General features: G+C 63.5%; 17 protein-coding genes and 1 pseudogene. 10 read left to right on the top strand and 8 right to left on the bottom strand.

What is annotated here, in order from left to right:
• The first annotated feature begins 32 nt into the window (after positions 1-32).
• The 3 genes from F3J24_RS23145 (at position 33) to F3J24_RS23155 (ending at position 2,582) form a co-directional block, all read left to right on the top strand.
• The gene (locus F3J24_RS23145; RefSeq protein WP_167011010.1) at positions 33-1,649 is read left to right on the top strand and encodes a benzoate-CoA ligase family protein; all 1,617 of its coding nucleotides are present in this window, start codon (positions 33-35) and stop codon (positions 1,647-1,649) included.
• Between the two features lie 76 nt (positions 1,650-1,725).
• On the top strand, positions 1,726-2,187 hold the full coding sequence (locus tag F3J24_RS23150; protein WP_167011012.1) for a thioesterase family protein: 462 nt from the start codon (positions 1,726-1,728) through the stop codon (positions 2,185-2,187).
• Between the two features lie 2 nt (positions 2,188-2,189).
• Positions 2,190-2,582, top strand: a complete 393-nt coding sequence (locus F3J24_RS23155) for a RidA family protein (protein ID WP_167011014.1) — start codon at positions 2,190-2,192, stop codon at positions 2,580-2,582.
• Between the two features lie 215 nt (positions 2,583-2,797).
• Here the strand turns inward: F3J24_RS23155 and F3J24_RS23160 are convergent, their stop codons facing one another.
• The 3 genes from F3J24_RS23160 to F3J24_RS23170 all read right to left on the bottom strand — a co-directional run bounded on the left by F3J24_RS23160 (position 2,798) and on the right by F3J24_RS23170 (position 6,562).
• Positions 2,798-4,012, bottom strand: coding sequence for a phospholipase A (locus F3J24_RS23160; protein WP_167011016.1), 1,215 nt, complete (start codon positions 4,010-4,012; stop codon positions 2,798-2,800).
• 39 nt (positions 4,013-4,051) lie between these two features.
• Positions 4,052-4,375, bottom strand: a complete 324-nt coding sequence (locus F3J24_RS23165) for a hypothetical protein (protein ID WP_240154452.1) — start codon at positions 4,373-4,375, stop codon at positions 4,052-4,054.
• 114 nt (positions 4,376-4,489) lie between these two features.
• The gene (locus F3J24_RS23170; protein WP_167011020.1) at positions 4,490-6,562 is read right to left on the bottom strand and encodes an ATP-dependent helicase; all 2,073 of its coding nucleotides are present in this window, start codon (positions 6,560-6,562) and stop codon (positions 4,490-4,492) included.
• 277 nt (positions 6,563-6,839) lie between these two features.
• Between F3J24_RS23170 and F3J24_RS23175 the strand changes: the two genes are divergently transcribed.
• From F3J24_RS23175 to F3J24_RS23195, 5 genes are all read left to right on the top strand, one after another.
• On the top strand, positions 6,840-7,580 hold the full coding sequence (locus F3J24_RS23175) for a hypothetical protein (protein WP_205244929.1): 741 nt from the start codon (positions 6,840-6,842) through the stop codon (positions 7,578-7,580).
• Positions 7,577-8,143, top strand: coding sequence for an ATP/GTP-binding protein (locus tag F3J24_RS23180; RefSeq protein WP_167011024.1), 567 nt, complete (start codon positions 7,577-7,579; stop codon positions 8,141-8,143). The genes F3J24_RS23175 and F3J24_RS23180 overlap by 4 nt, the downstream gene beginning before the upstream one ends.
• A complete protein-coding gene (locus tag F3J24_RS23185) occupies positions 8,140-8,541 on the top strand; it encodes a roadblock/LC7 domain-containing protein (RefSeq protein WP_167011026.1) in 402 nt (133 codons plus the stop codon). The genes F3J24_RS23180 and F3J24_RS23185 overlap by 4 nt, the downstream gene beginning before the upstream one ends.
• An 85-nt stretch (positions 8,542-8,626) precedes the next feature.
• On the top strand, positions 8,627-8,986 hold the full coding sequence (locus tag F3J24_RS23190) for a hypothetical protein (protein WP_003059256.1): 360 nt from the start codon (positions 8,627-8,629) through the stop codon (positions 8,984-8,986).
• Between the two features lie 129 nt (positions 8,987-9,115).
• Positions 9,116-10,066, top strand: coding sequence for an AEC family transporter (locus tag F3J24_RS23195; RefSeq protein WP_167011028.1), 951 nt, complete (start codon positions 9,116-9,118; stop codon positions 10,064-10,066).
• A gap of 207 nt (positions 10,067-10,273) precedes the next feature.
• Here F3J24_RS23195 and F3J24_RS23200 read toward each other — a convergent pair whose 3' ends face one another.
• The 3 genes from F3J24_RS23200 to hemE all read right to left on the bottom strand — a co-directional run bounded on the left by F3J24_RS23200 (position 10,274) and on the right by hemE (position 15,553).
• On the bottom strand, positions 10,274-11,395 hold the full coding sequence (locus tag F3J24_RS23200; protein WP_167011030.1) for an asparaginase: 1,122 nt from the start codon (positions 11,393-11,395) through the stop codon (positions 10,274-10,276).
• A gap of 195 nt (positions 11,396-11,590) precedes the next feature.
• Positions 11,591-13,777, bottom strand: a complete 2,187-nt coding sequence (gene priA, locus F3J24_RS23205; RefSeq protein WP_167011032.1) for a primosomal protein N' — start codon at positions 13,775-13,777, stop codon at positions 11,591-11,593.
• Between the two features lie 660 nt (positions 13,778-14,437).
• Positions 14,438-15,553, bottom strand: a complete 1,116-nt coding sequence (hemE, locus tag F3J24_RS23210) for a uroporphyrinogen decarboxylase (RefSeq protein WP_167011034.1) — start codon at positions 15,551-15,553, stop codon at positions 14,438-14,440.
• A 216-nt stretch (positions 15,554-15,769) separates the two neighbouring features.
• On the opposite strand from hemE, the gene F3J24_RS23215 reads away from it, so the two are divergent.
• A complete protein-coding gene (locus tag F3J24_RS23215) occupies positions 15,770-16,636 on the top strand; it encodes a GNAT family N-acetyltransferase (RefSeq protein ID WP_043006507.1) in 867 nt (288 codons plus the stop codon).
• Positions 16,637-16,699: 63 nt separating this feature from the next.
• On the opposite strand, the gene F3J24_RS23220 is transcribed toward F3J24_RS23215, so the two are convergent.
• Entirely contained in the window at positions 16,700-17,215 is a 516-nt protein-coding gene (locus F3J24_RS23220; protein ID WP_167011036.1) for a hypothetical protein, read from the bottom strand.
• A gap of 358 nt (positions 17,216-17,573) precedes the next feature.
• Between F3J24_RS23220 and F3J24_RS23225 the strand changes: the two are divergent.
• Positions 17,574-17,934, top strand: a pseudogene (locus F3J24_RS23225) (VOC family protein).
• Between the two features lie 31 nt (positions 17,935-17,965).
• On the opposite strand, the gene F3J24_RS23230 reads toward F3J24_RS23225, so the two are convergent.
• Positions 17,966-20,254: a protein-disulfide reductase DsbD gene (locus F3J24_RS23230; RefSeq protein WP_167011038.1), complete on the bottom strand. Its 2,289-nt coding sequence runs from the start codon at positions 20,252-20,254 to the stop codon at positions 17,966-17,968.

Genomic DNA, 20,254 nt, shown 5'->3' on the forward strand with positions numbered 1-20,254 from the left:
TCCGCCTGTTTTGGCCAAAAGGAGTGTGAGTCATGTCGTACACCGCGCATATCGATACCTTTGCCGCTGACAATCTGCCGCCTGCCGAACTGCAGCCCGAGTTCCGTTTCGAGCTGCCCGAGCTGCAGTTCCCGGAGCGCCTGAACTGTGCCGTGGAGCTGCTCGACAGACATGTGGCGCAAGGTCGGGGCGATCGCCTGTGCATTCAGGCCGAGGGAGTGCGCTGGACCTATGCCCAGCTGCAGGCGCAAGCCAACCGCATTGCCAACGTGCTGACCGGGCAGCTTGGCCTGGTGCCCGGCAACCGCGTGCTGCTGTGCGCGCCCAACAATCCGATGATGGTGGCCTGCTGGTTTGGCGTCATCAAGGCTGGCGGGATAGCGGTGGCTGCCATGCCGCTGCTGCGAGCCAAGGAGCTGTCCGCGATTGTCGACATTGCGCAGATCGGCCATGCGCTGTGCGACGAGGCCTTGCGCAGCGAGGTGCAGGGCGCCCAAGGAAAATCCGCACGGCTGCAGAAGGTTCTGTTCTTCAACGGCCAAGGCGCTGCTGCGGACGCGCTGGAGCCGCTGATGCAGGCCGCGTCTGCCAGCTTCACGGCCGTGGATACTGCCGCCACGGACACCTGCCTGCTGGGCTTCACCTCGGGCACCACGGGCGTGCCCAAGGCCACCATGCATTTTCATCGCGACGTGATGGCGGTCTGCGCCTGCTGGCCTGTGCATATGCTGCGCGCCAATGCCGACGATGTGTTCATCGGCAGCCCGCCGCTGGCTTTCACTTTCGGGCTGGGCGGACAGGTGCTGTTCCCCATGTCCATAGCGGCCAGCATGGCCTTGCTGGAGAAGGCCGGCCCCGCGCAACTGGTGGACGGCATTGAGAAATTTGGCGCCACCGTGGTGTTCACGGCTCCTACCTCCTACCGCGTGATGGCCCAGCAGGGCGAACGCATTCGCCGCACCCGGCTGCGCAAATGCGTGTCGGCGGGCGAGGCATTGACTGCCTCCACGCGGGCGCTGTGGAAGGATGCGACCGGCATTGAAATCATCGACGGCATCGGCTCCACCGAGATGCTGCACATCTTCATCTCGCACCGCGAAGAGGATGCGCGCCCCGGCGCCACCGGAAAGGCCGTTCCCGGCTACCGTGCCAAGGTGGTGGACGAGGAGGGCCGTGAGGTTTCTCCTGGCACCGTGGGCAAGCTGGCCGTGCAAGGCCCCACGGGTTGCCGCTATCTCAACGACAGCCGTCAGACCAAGTATGTGAGCCAGGGCTGGAATCTGACGGGCGATGCCTATCTGATGGATGGCGACGGCTATTTTGTCTATCAGGCGCGCACCGACGACATGATCATCTCGTCCGGCTACAACATTGCCTCTCCCGAAGTCGAGGAGGCCCTGCTGCTGCATGCGGCCGTGGCCGAATGTGCGGTGATCGGCGTGGCCGACAGCGAGCGCGGCCAGATCGTCAAGGCCTTTGTGGTGCTGCGTGCCGGCCATATGGCCAGCGATGCCCTGGTCATGGAGCTGCAGGACTTTGTGAAGAGTCAGGTCGCGCCCTACAAATACCCACGGGCCGTGCAGTTCGTCGACCAGCTGCCGCGCACGGCCACGGGCAAGTTGCAGCGCTTTCGCCTGCATGAAACCTGATGGCCATGTTTTTCAAGCGGCCTGCGCCTGATGGGCAGGTGCTGCACGCAAATTTGATTGAAAGAACAGTCTGGCTATGAGTGAAGTACCAATGGCTTCAGAACGCTTTGTGACGCAGGTGCCGATTCGCTTTGCGCACTGCGACCCGGCAGGCATCATCTTCTTTCCGCAATATCTGGTGCTGTTCAACGGACTGGTGGAAGACTGGTTCAACAACGCGCTGGGCCTGAGCTATGCGGACATGGTGCAAAAGGACAGGGTGGGCCTGCCCATCGTGCACCTGGAGTGCGATTTTCGTGCCGTCACCCGCATGGGGGAAACCGTGGCGCTGGGCCTGTCGGTTGCCAAGCTGGGCAATCGTTCGCTGACACTCGAAGTGGACTGCACAGGCCCCGAGGGACAGCTGCGCGTGACGGCGCAGAAAGTGCTGGTCTTCACCAGCCTTCAAACCCATCAGGCGATCAGCGCGCCACCCGCAATTCGCCGCGCCATCGAACGCTGGCTGAGTTCATCCAATCCAACAGAAAACAGGAGTTGAACATGCAAGTACTGCTGCCGCCGGGCTGGCCCCGGCCCAAGGGATATGCGAATGGAGTATCTGTGAGTGGCCGCCAGATCTATGTGGCCGGCATGATCGGCTGGGACGCCGAGGGCCGGTTCCATACCGATGACCTCGCGGCGCAGGCCAGACAGGCTCTGCACAATATCGTCGAGGTGCTGCAGGCCGGTGGCGCCAGGCCCGAACACATCGTGCGCATGACCTGGTACATCACCGACAAGAAGGAATATCTGGCGCAGCAAGCCGAGATCGGCAAGGCCTATCGCGAGCTGATTGGTTCATTCAGCGTGGCCATGACGGCCGTGCAGGTGGCGGCCCTGATCGAGGACCGGGCCAAGGTGGAGATCGAAGTGACGGCCGTGGTGCCCGAGTGACTTTGATTTGATAGCTGCTAGCGCTTGTGTCTATTTAATTTCAAGGCTTTTTAAGTCTGAAATAAAGGAGAAGCAAGCGCTACATGCTATGAAATATGGGTGATCCGTGCAGCCGGCACTGTGCAAGCCGGAGGCAGAGAGCCTGGGCCGTTCCGTAGCCTCTCGCCCCAGGGGGCGGGCGAGTGGCCGCCCGGGCGCAGAGCCTCGGGCGGCGCTTAGAAGTCCAGCAGGCTCAGGCCCACGCTGAGTACCGTGCGCTTGTTGTTGTAGTCGACCAGGCTGTCGCCATAGCCGCTGAACAGCTGTACATGCAGGCGCAGATTGCTCTTGCCGCCGTTCCAGCCTTCGCCCAGGGTGCGCAGCCATTCGATGCGACCGGAGCCTTTGCCCTGGCCCAGCGAGCCGCGTGCGGTCAGGCCCAGGTAGTTCTGGTCGTTGACGTTCCAGCCCAGCTTGACTTCACCGCGGCCGATGTAGTCCTGGATGTGGGGGTTGTCGTCCTCGAGCGCGCTTTCCTTCATGCGCTGCCAGGCCTTCAGATGCAGCTGCCAGCGGTTGCCAAGCTCGGCGCCGGTCATCAGATACCAGCGGTTCCAGCTGCGCGACAGCGGATTGCTCTGACCGTTGGACTGGTGCGCAATGCCTATGCCCGAGTAGCGCCAGCGCCAGCCCAGCGGCAACTGGGCGTCCGTCGGGTAGACGTAGAAGACCTCGGGCTCGTGGTCGGTGGTGCGGAAGGGCCGCGAGATATCGCCGTTGAACAACTGCCAGTAGGACTGCTGGGTATAGCCGAACCACAGCGAATCCTTGCCCTTCGAGGTGGGGCCGGTCAGCAGGCCGGAGGCAATCTTGGTGCGGGCCGAGAGCTGCAGGCGCATCTCGTGCTTCTGGTAGGGCTGCTCGGTCGCCAGGCCGCGGCTGGGCGAATAGGGCTGCTGATTGACCTCGTCACCCATGACAACGGAGACCGACATGGGACGGTAGCCGCGGAAGTTGAAGGTGCCGCAGTCCGTGCCGGGCTCCAGCTCGAAGTAGCGCGACACCTCGGTGTAGCGCGGATCGCGGCAGCCGCCGTTGTTGGGCGAGAGACCCAGGCCGCGGTCGGCGCTGGCGACAGTCGCCGCAGCCGCACTGGAGGGCGCGGCGTTGTTCGCCGAGGCGGTAGCGGCAGTGAGAGCAGGCGCAGCTTGTGTGCTGGTTGCAGGCGCACTCCAACCGGTGGCCTGGGGCGCAACCGCCGGGCCTTGCTTGCGTGCCCAGGCATCAAAGCAGGCCAGGCGGTCGTTGTTGCTGGTGGTGGCAGCACATTGCTGCCAGCTTTCGGGGGGCGGCAGTTCCGCGCTGCTGGCGGTGGCTGGGTTCAGGCCGCCGACCAGTGTCAAGCCTATGCTCAGGGTCAGGGGCGGCGGGGTGAAGAAGCGAATACTCATGGGATCAATCAATGCACGCAGGACAAGGCCCAGCCCTGCTCAGGGTTGGACCTTGCGCATGATGAACGCGCGGGGTGGATCATTCTCTCCCTCCTGGTAACTGCCGTGAATTTCTGTACCGCAGCTGCCGTCGACCACTTCTCCCAGCCAGGTGCCGGTGATGCGTGAGCCGTCAGCGCTTTCTTCGAGCGTGACCGTGCCGTCGTTCACATCGCCGACCATGGGGTGGCTGCCGCCCGGGCGGCTGATGCTGCCCTTGACGTTGCCTGCCCATTCGGGATGCGGGCCCAGCACCATGCGGGTGGCTTCTTCGCTGCCGGTGACGGAGCCAGTCCATTCACCTTGCAGTTGCTTGTCGCTCATCTGCCAGTCTTGCGGGCAAGTGTTGGCTGATCTGGAGTCAAACTGGGCGCAAGCGCTTAGGGATAAAGCGCTGGCAGCTATGAAAATCAGAGTTCTCAAAGTCATCTCGGGTCTTCAGTTGGCGGCGCCCGGCGCCGCCTGGTTCTTGCGTGCGGCAAATTCCTCGCGCAGCTTGCGCAGCTTCTCGCGCGGGTCCTCCTTGGCCGTGGCCGCATCAAGGCCCATTTCCTTGATGAAACGGCTGGGCTGGCAGGCCACCATCTCGCGGCCTTTCTTGCGGCGCTTGGTCCAGCTCACGGCCAGCGTACGCTGGGCGCGGGTGATGCCCACATACATCAGGCGGCGTTCTTCCTGCAGCCGCGCCGCCGTTTCATCGCTGACCTTTTGCTGCTTGCCGTCGTCGTCGTCCAGCTTGAACGGCAGCATGCCCTCGGTGACGCCGACCTGCATGACATGGGGCCATTCCAGGCCCTTGGAGGCATGGAGGGTGGAGAGCACGACCATGTCCTGCTCCTTCTCGCGCTCGCTGATGGTGGACAGCAGGGCAATGTTCTGCGAGACCTCCAGCAGGCTCTTGACCTCGGTCGGTGTGCCGGCGCCTGCGGCATCCTCGATCTGGCCGCCGGCGCGCTGGGCCATCCAGTCGCAGAACTCCAGCACATTGCTCCAGCGAGCGGCGGCGACGGACTCGCTGTCTTCGCTGTCATACAGATACTGTTCGTAGCCAATTTCCTTGAGCCAGTCGATCAGAAAGCTGCGCGAGGCTTCAAAGCCCAGGGTGTGGCGGGCGCGGTATTCCAGGTCGTTGATATAGCGGCCGAATTCCAGCAGGCTTTCGAAGGCCTTGCGCGGCAGCGCCTCCTCCAGCATGGCATTGAACAGCGAGCCGAACATGCTGAGCTTGTGCGCAGCGGAGAACTCTCCGAGCTTGCCCAGCGTGGTGTGACCGATGCCTCGCTTGGGCGTGCCTATGGAGCGCAGAAAGGCCGGGTCGTCGTCGTTGTTGATCCAGAGGCGGAACCAGGCGCACAGGTCCTTGATCTCGGCGCGGTCGAAAAAGCTGGTGCCGCCCGAGACCTTGTAGGGGATGTTGGCCTTGCGCAGCGCCTTCTCGAAGGGCTTGGCCTGGTGATTGGCGCGGTAGAGGATGGCGAAGTCCTTCCACGCGGGCTGCGGGTTCATATTGGCGCGCAGGCTCTGAATGCGGGCCACGGCACGCTCGGCCTCGTGCTCTTCGGTGTCGCAGTCGACGATGCGCACGGGTTCGCCCTCGCCGAGTTCCGAAAACAGTGTCTTCGGAAACAGCTTGGGGTTGGGGCCGATCACATTGTTGGCGGCGCGCAAGATGGCGCTGGTGGAGCGGTAGTTCTGCTCCAGCTTGATGACCTTGAGCTGCGGAAAGTCCACCGGCAGCTTCTTGAGGTTGTCTAGCGTGGCTCCGCGCCAGCCGTAGATCGACTGATCGTCGTCTCCCACGGCCGTGAAGTGGGCGCGCTCGCCCACCAGGAATTTCAGCAGCTCGTACTGCGTGGCATTGGTGTCCTGGTACTCGTCCACCAGCACATGGCCCAGCAGGCGCTGCCATTTCTCACGCACCTCGGGGTGGCCGCGCAGCAGTCGCATGGGCATGCCGATCAGGTCGTCGAAGTCCACGCTCTGGTAGGCGGTCAGGCGCTCTTCATAGCGTTGCATGATGAGAGCGGTGCTGCGCTCGTTGTCGTCCTGCGCCATGGCCAGGGCCTTGCGGCTGTCCCAGCCCTGGTTCTTCCAGCCGCTGATGGTCCACTGCCACTGGCGGGCGGTCGCCACATCGGTGGTGCCGCCTGCGCAGTCCTTGAGGATGCCGGTGACGTCGTCGGTGTCCAGAATGCTGAACTGGGGCTTGAGACCGAGGATGTGGCCGTCCTCGCGCACCATGCGCACGCCCAGCGAGTGGAAGGTGCAGATCAGCACCTCCTTGGCCTGGCGGCCGATCAGACCTGCGGCGCGCTCGCGCATTTCGGCAGCGGCCTTGTTGGTAAAGGTGATGGCGGCAATGCGGCGTGGCGGCAGACCGGTTTCGATCAGGCGGCCTATCTTGTGCGTAATCACCCGGGTCTTGCCCGATCCGGCACCTGCCAGAACAAGGCATGGACCGTCGGTGTAATGCACGGCCTGGAGCTGAGCGAGGTTGAGACCAGCAGACATGAAGCAGAGTGACCCATCATCAAAAACAAGGACTGGGAGCATACCGCTTCACCGTGAAGAGCCCTGATGACAGCGCTCACAACTGACAAAAATCAGGGACTCAGCGAGCATTTCACCTACACATGCGCTCTGCTGTTACTTGAATAATTGTTGTAATAAGGTGTTAGTTGTGTAGCGTGAAGATTGCCTCGTGTCCGGCCTTGATCCCGAGAGCGCCAGCGAATTTTCGGTGGTTGAGGGATTCATTGTCTTTTCCTCAACAGTCAGGGTGCTGTGCATGGCGAGAACCATCGGTGAAGTGAGCTTGGCCGCAGAACTTTGGACGCCTGCCGTGCAGCAACGCTTTGAAGCGCTGTTCGCCGTGGCCGCGCGCAAGTCGCTTTCCGCCTGGCGTCAGGTTCCGCGCCAGGCGGCCGAAGTGCTGGTGATCGAAGGGCTGGAGAGCCTGCTGGCCAGGGCAGAGGCGAGAGCCCCGTGCGTAGTCTATCTCGGTGGCGAGCCTGCCATGCAGCCGCTGGGGCGTTCTTCCCAGGGCTGGGCGGCACATCTTGATGCGGACTTTACGCTGTCCGACCTGATCGACATGCTCGATCGCGCAGCGGTTTTCCTCATGGACTGGAGAGCCCGGCACAGGACCGATGCACCCCTGTCGCTGCAGCGTGCCCTGCAGGAGCTTCAGCAGCAGGGGGCCGACTGTCCGCACCGCTTTCAGATCAAGTCCTGGGTCGCCTTGCCTGGCAGCGCCAACAGTGCGCTGCACATGCGCGTGCTGGCGCTGCTCGCGCGCGGGCCCATCGATGCCAGATCGCTGGCCGAGCACGCCGGCATCGAAATGCCGCAGCTATCGACCCTGCTGTCCCTGCCTCAGCTTCAGGCCGTCCTGCACTGCAGTCCTCGCGGCCCCGAGCAGCCTGCGGACGCACGCAAATCAAGCACCCCAAGGCAGGCCGCCACTTCGGTGACGCTCCAATGGGTCAGCAAACTGACGAGCTGGATTAGCCGTGGAGGACGCACATGACATCTTTCATGCCCATGCAGCCCGGCCAGGGCCTGCTGCGGGTGAGTCTGCTTGGGCCCATGGGCATAGGTAAGACCACGGCGCTGCGCAGCCTGTGCGGGGAGCTCATGGCAGGCAGCGATGTGCGCAACCTGGACAGGGCTGCACACAGCAAGGAGTTCACCACGGTAGGGGCGGAGTTTGGTGAGATTGATCTGGGCTCGGGCGAGCGACTGCAGCTGGTGGGCAGTCCCGGCCAGGATCGTTTCGATTTCGTGCGCCGCTGGGTGCTCTCGGCGTCGGTTGGGGCGCTGCTGATGCTGGATGTCAACGACGCGGGCGCGGAGGATTACGCCAGCGAGATGCTGACGGGGATCGCGGAGCTGGAGCAGGCTCCCCTGATGCTCATTCTCAGCTGCCGCAGCGCCAGCGAAGCAAGGCTGGAGGCATTCAGCTCGGCCCTGGTGGCTAGAGGCCATGAGATCACCCCACTGATTGAAGCCGACCCACGTGATCGCCAGCAGATGCTGGATGCGCTGAGCGTGCTGGCGTCACTGCTGTCCCTGCAAAGTCAGACCCTATGAATACCCATACCTCTCTTGTGATTCCGGCCCATGCGGTGCAGGCCGGCCAGGAAATCCTGGCGCGTGTGGTTGCCCCGGTTGCAGGCGTCCATATCGCCTTGCTCTGTACCCCTGACGGCTTCGAGATTGCCGCACTGCGCATTCGCAGCGAGTTGCCGACCGAGCGGCTGTCGGCCATGGCGGGCTCGCTGATGGCCATGGCCAGGGCCGTGGCCAATGAAATCGGTCACAAGGATTGCAAGCGCCTGACCTTCGAGACGGAGTCGGGCACCGTGGTCTTCCAGGCGGTGAATGGCTCTTTCCCGGCCGTTCTCTGTCTGGTGGTCGATCAGAACGCCTTGCTGGGCCGCGCGCTTTGGGCGGCCGGCGAGGTTGCCACAGGGTACCTGCCTTCCTGATCACAGGTTCACTGAAGTTCTGAGTCCGAGTGGGTGCGCATACTGCGCACGGGTTCCTTGTCTTGCTTTTCAAAAAGGTGGATTTATGGCCTCTATCCAGGATTCTCTGAACGCTTTGATGACCACAGACGGCGCCGTCTGTGGTGCTCTCGTGGACAGCGCCAGCGGCATGCTGATGGGCAGCGTCGGCGGCGGCGTGGACATGGAGCTGGCTGCGGCCGGCAACACCGAGGTGGTGCGCGCCAAGCTCAAGACCATGCGCATGCTCAATCTCAACGACCAGATCGACGACATCCTGATCACTCTGGGCAAGCAGTATCACATCATCCGTCCCGTGGCCGCCAACGACGGCGTGTTCTTCTATCTGGTGCTGGACAAGGCCCGCGCCAATCTGGCACTGGCGCGCCGCAAGACTGCCGATGTGGAAAAGGAGCTCAAGCTCTGACGCGCAGTCCTTGCACTCGTCACAGTAGCCTGCCTTGCGCAGGCTTTGTTTTGTGAACCCGGGCGGCACTGAAAAATTTTCATCGAAGGCTCTGAGAGGTCTGCCACAGCACGCTGTCACAATTTGCCGGTGCTGTCCGTTCTATTCATCACCTTTCCCTTCTTTGCGCTGGTGGCTTGCGGCTTTGCCGCCACATGGCGCGGCATTCTGCCCCAGGCAGCGATCCCCGGCCTCAATGCCTTTGTGCTGTACTTCGCACTGCCCTGCATGCTGTACCGCTTTGGCGCGCAGACACCGATTCATCAGCTGCTCGACATCAACGTCACCCTGGTCTATCTGCTCTGTGCGGTGCTGATGGTAGGCGCGACCGTGCTGCTGACACGCAGACGCCTGGGCTGGAACGATGCCGCATTCGGCGCTCTGGTGGCCGCGTTTCCCAACACCGGCTTCATGGGCGTTCCCATGCTGGCGGCGCTGCTGGGCGCGCAGAGCGCGGGGCCAGTGATCGTGACCATGGCCATCGACATGGTCATCACCACCTCGGCCTGCATTGCGCTGTCCCGCCTCGATCTGGCGGGAGGGCAAGGGATCTGGCTGGCGGTGCGCAATTCGCTCAAGGGCATGGCGTCCAATCCCATGCCCTGGTCGATTCTGCTGGGCGGTCTGGCGTCGGCCATGGGCTGGGTATTGCCCGGCCCGGTGGACAAGACCGTGGCCATGCTGGCGGCAGCGGCTTCACCAGTGGCCTTGTTCACCATAGGCGCCGTGCTGGCGCGCTCGCAGATGAACAGCCACGAGCGCGTGGCAGCGCGGGACTATGTGCCGGTTGCGCTGGCCAAGCTGGTCGTCCATCCGCTGCTGGTCTGGGCCGTCGGACTGGCCGCGATCTCCATGGGCCTGGGGCTCCAGCACGAAACCCTGGTGGTGCTGGTGCTGCTGGCGGCTCTTCCTTCGGCCAGCAATGTGTCGCTGCTGACCGAGCGCTACGGCGCCCACAGCGGTCGCGTGGCGCGCATCATCCTGGTATCGACCAGCCTGGCCTTCCTCAGCTTCTCCGCCGCCGTGGCGCTGATGACCTGATCAAAAACAAGAGCGGCTTGCGCAAGACCAGCCTGCGCAAACCGCTTTTCATGCTTTTTAACCCCCCTTGCTTATGCAGATCCCTTTCGAAAGAGACAGCGAGCAAGGGCCTAGGCGGCCCCGCCACCCCGCAGCGAGGCTGTCGTCCCCCTCCGGCGCTCAGCGCCAGAGAGGGGGAAGGCGCGTCAGCGCCTCAGGGGGGAATGTTCAATACTCCCAGAACATCCGCTGCAGTTCCTTGGTGTTGGCGCCCTTGGTCAGTGCCAGCATGGTCAGCAGGCGTGCCTTTTCGGGGCGCATATCGTGGGCGACCACCCAGTCGTACTTGTCGTCGGGCTGCTCGGCATTGCGCAGCACAAAGCCGTAGGGCACGCGTGACGAGCGCACGACGAGCACGCCCTTGCCGCGGGCATCCTGCAGCGGCTTGACCATGCGGTCGGCCACCGAGCCATTGCCGGTGCCGGCATGGACGATGGCCTTGGCGCCGGCATCGACCAGGGCATTCACGGCCGTGGGCTGGACGCTGCCATAGGCATAGACGATGTCCACCTGGGGCAGCTTGTCGATGTTGTCGATATTGAACTCGGAGTTCATGGTGTGGCGCTTGACGGGGGCGCGGAACCAGTAGTTCTTGCCCTCGACCACCATGCCCAGCGGGCCCCACTGGCTCTTGAAGGCACCGGTCTGGATGTTGATGTCCTTGTTCACATCGCGGGCGGTGTTGATCTCGTCATTCATGGTGACGAAGACGCCCTTGCCCTTGGCGTCCTTGGAGCCGGCCACGCTGACGGCATTGACCAGGTTCAGCGCGCCATCGGCGGACAAGGCCGTTCCCGGGCGCATGCTGCCGACCACGGCAATGGGCTTGTCGGTGTGCACGGTCAGACTCAGGAAGTAGGCGGTCTCGGCCAGCGTGTCCGTGCCGTGGGTGATGACGATGCCGTCCACATCAGGCTGCTTGGCCAGCTGCGAGACGCGCTTGGCCAGTGTCAGCAGATTGTCGTTGGTGAAGCTCTCGGAAGCGATCTGGAACACCTGCTCGCCGCGCACATTGGCGATCTGGGCCAGCTCGGGCAGGCCAGCCAGCAGCTTGTCCACAGGGACCTTGGCGGCCGTGTAGGTGGCGCTGTTGACGGTCGAGGCACCGGCACCCGCAATCGTGCCGCCCGTGGCCAGCACCACCACGTTGGGCTTGGCTGCCTGCGCCTTGGCCGCCTGCGCGGCCGCAGGCGATGCATCCTGCGCCAGGGCTGCGCCCGGGGCGGACAGAATGCCCAGAACGGCAATGGTGGCAGCCAGCAAGGACTGGCGGAAGACTTGTTTTTGCATGAAGTAGTGCTCCGTGATTGAATGAAACGGCCTCTTGTGGAGCCGAGCCTCACACCATGCAATAGCCATGCCGGCTTGCCCATTCGCGCAAATCCCGATGGATTTGCCAGGCGCCTGTGGTTTATATAAATTGATAGCTGTCAGCGCTTATGGGTAAAGGGCTTAAGACTTAAAACCCTTAAATTTTCAGCGGCTTTAGATGCTGAGCGGATCCACATCCACCAGCCAGCGCACCAGGGGCCTGTGCTCGGGCAGAGTGCGCAGCCAGTGCAGATACTGCTGCCAGGCATTCAGAAAGCGCAGCAGGGCGCTGCGGTTTGTGGCTTCCAGCAGCATCTGGGCACGCTCCACATTGGCCACGCGCTGCACCGCCATGGGGATGGGCGGGTAGATGAACACCTCGTCCAGATAAGGCAGCTTGGCCTCTCTGGCGACCAGGGTGGCGGCATTCAGGAAAGCCTGGGCAGCTTCCTGGGTACGCGCATCGGCCCGGACTATGGCCTGAAATGCATAGGGCGGCATGCCGGCATCCAACCGTTCCTTGAGCTGCTGCCTGGCAAACGCCGGATAGTCATGCTTGCGCAGTGCGGTGTAGACGGCGTTCTGCGGGTCGTGGCTTTGAATCCACATCTCCGGATGGCTGCCCTGGGCCTTCACATATTGCGCATCGCGCCCGGCGCGCCCGGCGGCCTGCATCAGCAGGCAGAACAGCCGCTCCGGGGCGCGATAGTCGCTGGAGTACAGCGCGCTGTCGGGTTGAACGGCGGCCACCAGCGTGATGCGCCGGAAGTCATGGCCCTTGGCCACCATCTGGGTGCCGACCAGCACATCCACATCGCCGGCATGCACCTGGGCCAGTTGCTGCTCAAGGCTGCCCTTGGCCTTGGTGGTGTCGGCGTCGATGCGCGCCACGCGGGCCGGATTGCCGTCGGGACGCTGCACATTGCGCAGCAGCCGCTCCAGCTCTTCCTGCAGCTGCTCCGTGCCCTTGCCCAGCGGCAGGATGTCGGGGTTGCCGCAGCTGGGGCAGGCAAATGGCACGCGCTGGGTAAAGCCGCAGTGGTGGCAGCGCAGGGTGCGGTCGCCCTTGTGAAAGACCTGGTGGGCGCTGCAATGGGGGCAGTCGCTCTTCCAGTTGCAGTCGGCGCAGAATAGTACGGGGGCAAAGCCGCGGCGGTTGAGCAGGATCAGGCTTTGCTCGCCGCGCTTGACGCGCTCGGTAATGGCCTCGATCAGCGGTGGCGAGAACACGGCGCGCCTGGGTTGCTGGCCCATGTCCACCATTCTCACCCTGGGCAGACCGGCCGCGCCTGAGCCGGCCGCGCCAATACGGCTGGGCATATGCAGGCGCAGGTAGCGGCCGACTGCGGGGTCAGAGGCATGCCAGCTTTCCAGCGATGGCGTGGCGCTGCCCAGGATGACCTTGGCACCGGTATCACGGCCGCGCCAGATGGCCAGATCGCGCGCCGAGTAGCGCGCGCCTTCCTGCTGCTTGTAGCTGGCATCGTGCTCTTCATCGACCACGATCAGCGCCAGTTGCGGCACGCTGGCAAAAATAGCCATGCGTGTACCGAGCACGATGCGGGCGCGGCCCGTGTGCGCGGCCAGCCAGCTTTTGAGGCGCTGCGGGTTGGTCATGCCGCTGTGCATGCTGACAACGGCCTCCGTGCCGTACTGTGGCACGAAGCGGGCGATGAAGCGCTCTTCCAGCTGCGGCGTGAGGTTGATCTCGGGCACCATCACCAGGGCCTGTGCCTCGGGCCTGGCATCCAGCATGGCTTGGACGGCGCGCAGATAAACCTCGGTCTTGCCGCTGCCGGTGCTGCCATAGAGCAGGAAGGGGCCGGGGCTTTGCTCAATCTGCTCGAAAACCGAGGACTGCTCGGAGCTGAGCGCGACCAAAGGCATTGCGCTGCCGGCGTCAGGTGTGTGAGCCGCCGTCGCGGCGCTCGCCGGTGCTGCTTCGGCGGCCAGTGTCTTCCTGCGCTTGCCGGCTGGCGTCTTGGTTGTCTTGGGCGGAGCCAGCCGCCGGGCCAGTTGCTCGGGCGACATCTCACGCAATTGTGGTGGCAGGGCGGCGACGGCGATTTCGCCGAGGCTGCGCTGGTAATAGTAGGCGGCAAAGGCCACCAGCCGTCGCCAGGCCTGGTCCAGCGGCGCTATGCCCTGCAGCTGGGCTGCAATGCTGCGCAGCTCCACACCATCGGGAATCGCTTCGGGGGCGGCCGGCGTATCCCAGACCACGCCCAGCAACTCCCTTTTTCCCAGGGGAACGCGTACCAGCGTGCCGGGCTCCAGTGGCGCGTCGCTGCCGTAGCTCAACAGATCACCTACGGCGCTATGGGCAGGGGTCTGGACGGCAACGTAAGCGGTATGGGACATGGGCTGGGATAAGGGGAAAGTGCTGCCAGGGCCGCAGCTCCTCAGAGCTATAGCAGATTTTGAGGCCTGCCAAGGCTTTGCGCTCTGTGGATAACTTTGTGAGAAAAAATATGCGCCAAAGCTCCAGTCAAGTCCGATTCGCATCTGGAAGCCAGCAGGAGAACTGAATACATCAGTAATTAATATATTAAAAACAAATACTTATATGTATTTTTGGTGCTTTTCCGAGATGGGGCGGACGGGGCGCATGCAGGGACTCTGCCTTGCCAGATCTGTGCATAAATCAGGTGGCGAGGCACTGTCAACCGAGAAGCTCCCTAAACTTAACTGCGCGCAAACCATGGTGCAAAGTCTTTAACTTCCCAAAAAAATAGCAGGAATGCAAGCATCCGCGAGACCTGATGCCTCCTCGGAACATCCACATGTGGATAACTTCCTTCAATCGAGGCAGGAGGAAATGAAAGAATAAAAAAGCGCCAAACACTGCTGGCGCCGAATTTCGAGGGTTTTGATATTTAGTGGTTTGAAATCAATGGCTTGCCGCTATTGCTCTGCGTCGCAGGCCAGGAATTGTCGTCCAATAACCACTTGATCCGCTTGGGTGATACGAGCTTGTGATGCTGCAACAAACGCCCGGCAAGGCCGTTGTTGCAGCGGGAATCAGCCCTGAGCGCGCTGCAGGCGCGAGTGCTTGTGCACAGCTTCGACCAGCGCGGCCACATGTTCGGGCGGGGTGAACTGGCTGATGCCATGACCCAGATTGAAGATGTGGGTGGGGCCGGTGGTGCTTTTGTCGGTATGGGGCTTGCCAAAGCTGTCCAGCACGGCACGCGCCTGGGCGGCGACCTGCTCGGGCGCAGCAAACAGTACATTGGGGTCGATATTGCCCTGCAGCGCCTTGCCGGGGCCGCCGATCTCGCCGCCCGCGATGGCGCGAGCCTTGCCCAGATTGGCCGTCCAGTCCAGACCCAGCACTTCGCAGTCGATGTCCTTCATGTCGGGCAGCCAGATGCCTCCACCCTTGGTGAAGACGATACGGGGCACGTCGCTGCCGTCCACACCGGAGCGCTTGAGACCAGCCAGCACGCGCTTGGTATAGGCCAGGCTGAATTCCTGGAAAGCGCCGTCAGCCAGCACGCCGCCCCAGCTGTCAAAAATCATCACGGCCTGGGCGCCGGCATCGATCTGGGCGTTCAGGTAGGCGGCCACGCTGTCGGCGTTGACTGCCAGGATGCGGTGCATCAGGTCGGGGCGCGAGTACATCAGCGACTTGACGGTGCGGTAGTCATCGCTGCCCTTGCCCTCGGTCATGTAGCAGGCCAGAGTCCAGGGGCTGCCCGAGAAGCCGATCAGGGGCACACGGCCGTTGAGCGCCTTGCGGATATTGGTGACGGCGTCAAACACATAGCGCAGCTTGTCCATGTCGGGCACCGCCAGCTCGGCCACGGCAGCCTCGTCGCGCACGACCTTGGCAAAGCGCGGACCTTCGCCTTCGGCGAACGACAGGCCCAGGCCCATGGCGTCGGGCACGGTCAGGATGTCGCTGAACAGAATGGCCGCGTCCAGAGGGAAGCGTTCCAGCGGCTGCAGAGTCACCTCGGTGGCGTAGTCCACATTGGTGGCCAGACCCATGAAGCTGCCGGCCCTGGCGCGGGTGGCCTTGTACTCGGGCAGGTAACGTCCCGCCTGGCGCATCAGCCACAGGGGCGTGTAGTCAGTAGCCTGGCGACGGCATGCGCGCAGGAAGGTGTCATTGGTCAGGGGGGCGAAACTCATATGTCGATTGTCGCCCACTCCGGCTTTCCCATTCACCACAATCCCGAGCAGCAATTCAGCTCTCTGTGCAGGGATGGTGGCTGCCATGGTTTGTCATGCAACCGTCATCCAAGTGTCGCGCGGGCTTCATCTGTGTTTTCCACAATGACGCCACGCAGACACACCGTGTGGCACAGGCAGGCCGCCAACTGCGTCCAACACCGGAGGAAAGCAGACATGAGGCATCCCGAGATTCTTGATGCGCTGAATGGCCAGAGCATCGCGACGACACCGTCATCGGCTCCCTCGCTTTCCCATCGCCCCGCCAGTCCCGCACACGCTGCAGCGCCCGCTTTGCGCCTGCAGGTGCGTTGGGCCCGTCATCTGGACGAGGTTCGCCAGGCCCAGCGCCTGCGCTATCAGATCTTTGCCGAAGAAATGGGTGCTGTGCTTCAGACGCCCGTGGCAGGTCACGACATCGATGTCTTTGACGATTTCTGCGAGCATCTGATGGTCTGTGATGAAGAGCAGAATAAGGTGATCGGCACCTACCGTCTGCTGACTCCCGCTCAGGCCCAGCGCGCCGGCGGTCTGTACAGCGATCAGGAGTTCGACCTCTCGCCCATCAACGCCTGGCGCGCACAGATGGTGGAGCTGGGACGCAGTTGCGTGCATGCGGAGCATCGCCAAGGCGGCGTGATTCTGGCGCTCTGGGGGGCATTGGCCGAGTTCATGCAGCGCAACCAACTGGAGGCCATGGTGGGCTGCGCCAGCATTCCCATGCAGTACCCCGGTCTGGCCCATGGCGAAGGCCCGGCACGCATCTGGCAGCAACTGCGCCAGAGCCATCTGGCCGAGCCCGAGTTGCAGGTGCGCCCGCGGGTGGCGCTGCCCGAAGAGCTGGCATGTATCAGCAATGTCTCGGTGGATGCGCTGAAGGTCGAGCCGCCAGCGCTGATTCAGGGCTATCTGCGCGCCGGCGCCAAGGTGCTGGGGGCACCTGCCTGGGATAGCGACTTCAATACCGCCGATCTGCCCATCATGATGCGCATGCAGGATCTGCCTTCTCGCTATCGCCGCCTGTTCGGGCGCATGAAGGCTTGAGGCGGGAGCAGAAATCAAAAAGCCTGCGGCCGATGTCGCAGGCTTTTTGCTTGGGCGGGCGTGCTATGCGGCGTGGCTGGGCTCATCTTCCAGGCCTTCGGCAAACAGGCCCAGCGCGGTAACCATCAGGCCCAGCATGAGGAAAGCGTAGGCGGCAATGGACAGCACCAGACTCATGCTGTAGCCCCATTGGAGAACCGAGCAGGCCCATTCCCAGGAAGCATAGAGCGCGGTGCACTGATTGCTGGCCGGCATGTGCACATACCAGGTGACGGCGACCCACATCAGGACCAGCATCACCACCGTGGTGCGCAGCTTGTGCGAGGGGGTCTGGTCCATGCTCTTGAGCAAGACCAGTGGTATGGCTCCGCCCCAGACAAACATCATCAGCCAGCTGAAGGCCGGTGCCTGTGCCAGTATCTGCTGCAGCCAATGCATCTTGGGCATGCTGTTGATGCTGGCTAGGATGTCCCAGGCAAAGGGCAGGGCCAGACCGGCAATGGCCAGGCTGGCTAGCGCCAGTGCACGCAACAGGCAAAGACGTTTGTGAGACGGCTGATGGATAAGGTTGGCATGCATGGCTTACCTCCTGTGCAGTTCAGGCGGTCCGCAGCAGTCAACGCGTGCAAGGCTGGCAAAGGCCGAAAACTGCGGTTGTGCCTGGCTTGTGGGCAATTCCAGTCTAGAGCTTTTGTCCGGTTTGTGCCATAGGTGCTGCGCTCGTGCTTGGAGTCGCGTTCCAGCGCGAACCGAAGCCAGACTGGAACCCGCCGGTTTGACAGGGCGAGACTGGTGTGCCGAGTCGTAAAGTTGATTGCGCCAGGCTCATGAAACCCGCCGACTCTGGCTTCTGCCGGCCCACGAGACTAAGCTTGGTCTGCTCGACTTGGGGCGCCGGGCAAAGGAGTTCTTATGCTTACAATCTGCGGTGACGACGATGCTGCCGGTAATGGATCTGTCGCGGGCCCGCGCTTTCTACGAGGAATGCCTGGGTCTGCAGCCCGGGGAGCTGCGACCCGACGGGAAATTCGTCTATCGGGTGGGCGGCAGCGCCCTGGCCCTGTTTCCCAAGCCTGGAGGCACCAAGGCCGAGCACACGGCGATCAGCTTCCAGGTGTCCCATATCGCCGCGAGCATTCGGGAGCTGAAAAGCCGGGGCGTGGTGTTTGAAGACTATGACTTTCCCGATTTCAAGACCATCGACGCATGTCTGCGTGCTGGGAGCCGAGAAAGCCGCCTGGTTCAAGGACACGGAAGGCAATTACCTCTGCTTGCACGAGGAGCTGCAGCAGGCATGAGGGGGCGCAGCGACCGGCGCGCGAGAGCGGCCTAGATCTGCTTTAGCGCGTCCAGCACTTCGCTCTTAGAGAGCAGCTCGCTCATCACCACCGGCGGCTTGCCGGGCAGGTACAGCACATAGACGGGGACGCCGCTGCGTCCCAGTGATTGCAGTGCCTGGGTGATGGCCGGGTCCTGGCGTGTCCAGTCGGCGCGCAGCAGCTGCACCTTGCGCTGTTCGAAAGCTGCCAGCACCTCGGCATTGCTCAGCGTGGTGCGCTTGTTGACCTGGCAGGTCACGCACCAGGCGGCCGTGAAATCCACAAACACCGGCTGGCCAGAGGTCTGGGCAGACTGAACCTTGTCTGCCGACCAGGGTTGCCAGAGTTCGCCGGCCTGTGCCCTGACCTGATCCACAGGCTCGGCCTTGATCAGCGGCACGGCGTAATAGGCCACGCCAACGGCCAGCAGCAAGGCGATGGCGCCGAGGCTCATGCGGCTCTTGCCGCGCAGGCCCAGGGTCCAGATCAGCGCGGCCAGCACCAGCAGCAGGGCCAGCAGAGCCGCGGCGGCATCCATGCCGCCCTGGTGGCCCAGCACCCAGACCAGCCAGACCACGGTGGCAAACATGGGGAAGGCCATGGCGTGGCGGAAGGTTTGCATCCAGGGACCGGGGTGGGGCAGCCAGCTCACGACGGCGGGCACGAGGCTGGCCAGCAGATAGGGCAGGGCCATGCCCAAGCCCAGTGCGGCAAACACCGTCAGCGCCTGCGCCGCAGGCATATCGATGGCAAAGCCCAAAGAGGCACCCATGAAGGGCGCCGTGCAGGGAGACGCAATGGCTACGGCCAGCACGCCGGAGAGAAAGGAGTCCAGTATCGGGTTGCGTGCCTGGGCGCTGGCAATGCTGCTGGGCAGCAGACTGCCGAACTCGAACCAGCCGGCCAGATTCAGTCCCAGCACGGTGAACAGCGCTGCCAGCAGCGATACCACCACGGGCGACTGCAGCTGGAAGCCCCAGCCCAGTTGCTGACCGGCCGCGCGCAGGCCCAGCAGCAGTGCGCCGAGTGCTACAAAGGACAGCACCACGCCGGCGGCATAGGCTAGGCCACCCAGTTTCTGGGCCTGGCGGTTCTGGCCATGCACCGCAAACCCCAGTACCTTGATGGCCAGCACGGGAAACACGCAGGGCATGAGGTTGAGGATCAGACCGCCGATCAGGCCGCCCAGCAGGGCCGCCCAGAGGCTGCCTGCACTGGCCGTATTGCCCGCAGGTATGGTCTGTGAAGCGGTCCTGTTGGCCTCCAGCGCTGCGGCCAGGGCCGGGGGAACGCCTGCGAGCGCGGGGGCGCTCCAGCGGCCCTGCACGGCCAGCTCGCTGCGCCAGCCAGCGCTTTCGCCCCGCTCCAGCGCCGCAGCGCGCTCAGCGGGCGGCAGGGCAAGCACCACGGCCAGTTGCGCTGCGGTTTCGCCGCGCATATCGGACAGAGGCATGTTTTCGCCCACCCAGACGTCACCGTCCCAGTGCTGCTTCCAGTCCTTGCCCGACTCTGCGGCATGCTTGAAGGTGTCGGCGTTCTCGGGATAGAACTCCAGTGTCTTGCCCTTCAGGCTGGCGGGCAGTCCGGGTATGCGCAGCGTCACACGGTCGTCGGGCAGGTTCGAGCCTTCGGTCTTGCCGGGCTCGACAAGGGCCTGGCCGCCCTGGCTCAGCGTCTGGGGCTGGCCGGCCTGGGCTTGCACAAAGGCATGGTTTTGCGCAGCGCTGCTGCTCTGAACGGGGATCTGCAGCTGGAAATTCCCGGACTCTGGAATGCATTCCACGCGGCAGACCAGCCATTCGGCGGCCAGGCCCACGTCGACCATGCCAGAGGCCGGTGCCTTGAAGTCGGCCGCGACCTTGATGGGTACGGGCAGCAGCACCGTGTCCTCATAGCCATAATTGACCAGGGGCCCTACGCGCAGCGCATGAGGCAGTGGCCAGGCGATGGGGCCAGCCTCCAGGCCCGGGGGCAACTGCCAATGCAGCACCGTGGGCAGGCCCGAGTCGCCGGCATTCTTCCAATAGGTATGCCATTCGGGCTGGTGGGTGATCTTCAACCCCAGCCAGAAGACCTGCCCGGCGGTGATGCCCTCGGGGGTCTGGGCCACCAGCTCGGCCTGCACGCGCGGCGTCTGCACGGTGGCGCCACCCGAAGCCGCATTCTTGAGCAAGATCTGCGCGCCGGCACCGGTGGAGAAGGCACAGACCCAGACGGTCAGCGCCAGCATTAGCCAGAGTGAAAGGCGCTGCGAGAGGCTGCGGGGTCCGGTGGTCAGGAAAAGGGCTTGAGAAGACAT

It is taken from the genome of Comamonas sp. Tr-654 (assembly GCF_011752915.1).
Taxonomy (GTDB): Bacteria; Pseudomonadota; Gammaproteobacteria; order Burkholderiales; family Burkholderiaceae_C; genus Comamonas.

Bases quoted from the DNA above. Each gene is read 5' to 3' on its own strand.
- F3J24_RS23145 (WP_167011010.1), top strand. From the start codon at position 33: ATGTCGTACACCGCGCATATCGATACCTTTGCCGCTGACAATCTGCCG.
- F3J24_RS23150 (WP_167011012.1), top strand. From the start codon at position 1,726: ATGAGTGAAGTACCAATGGCTTCAGAACGCTTTGTGACGCAGGTGCCG.
- F3J24_RS23155 (WP_167011014.1), top strand. From the start codon at position 2,190: ATGCAAGTACTGCTGCCGCCGGGCTGGCCCCGGCCCAAGGGATATGCG.
- F3J24_RS23160 (WP_167011016.1), bottom strand. From the start codon at position 4,012: ATGAGTATTCGCTTCTTCACCCCGCCGCCCCTGACCCTGAGCATAGGC.
- F3J24_RS23165 (WP_240154452.1), bottom strand. From the start codon at position 4,375: ATGAGCGACAAGCAACTGCAAGGTGAATGGACTGGCTCCGTCACCGGC.
- F3J24_RS23170 (WP_167011020.1), bottom strand. From the start codon at position 6,562: ATGTCTGCTGGTCTCAACCTCGCTCAGCTCCAGGCCGTGCATTACACC.
- F3J24_RS23175 (WP_205244929.1), top strand. From the start codon at position 6,840: ATGGCGAGAACCATCGGTGAAGTGAGCTTGGCCGCAGAACTTTGGACG.
- F3J24_RS23180 (WP_167011024.1), top strand. From the start codon at position 7,577: ATGACATCTTTCATGCCCATGCAGCCCGGCCAGGGCCTGCTGCGGGTG.
- F3J24_RS23185 (WP_167011026.1), top strand. From the start codon at position 8,140: ATGAATACCCATACCTCTCTTGTGATTCCGGCCCATGCGGTGCAGGCC.
- F3J24_RS23190 (WP_003059256.1), top strand. From the start codon at position 8,627: ATGGCCTCTATCCAGGATTCTCTGAACGCTTTGATGACCACAGACGGC.
- F3J24_RS23200 (WP_167011030.1), bottom strand. From the start codon at position 11,395: ATGCAAAAACAAGTCTTCCGCCAGTCCTTGCTGGCTGCCACCATTGCC.
- priA (WP_167011032.1), bottom strand. From the start codon at position 13,777: ATGTCCCATACCGCTTACGTTGCCGTCCAGACCCCTGCCCATAGCGCC.
- hemE (WP_167011034.1), bottom strand. From the start codon at position 15,553: ATGAGTTTCGCCCCCCTGACCAATGACACCTTCCTGCGCGCATGCCGT.
- F3J24_RS23215 (WP_043006507.1), top strand. From the start codon at position 15,770: ATGAGGCATCCCGAGATTCTTGATGCGCTGAATGGCCAGAGCATCGCG.
- F3J24_RS23220 (WP_167011036.1), bottom strand. From the start codon at position 17,215: ATGCATGCCAACCTTATCCATCAGCCGTCTCACAAACGTCTTTGCCTG.
- F3J24_RS23230 (WP_167011038.1), bottom strand. From the start codon at position 20,254: ATGTCTTCTCAAGCCCTTTTCCTGACCACCGGACCCCGCAGCCTCTCG.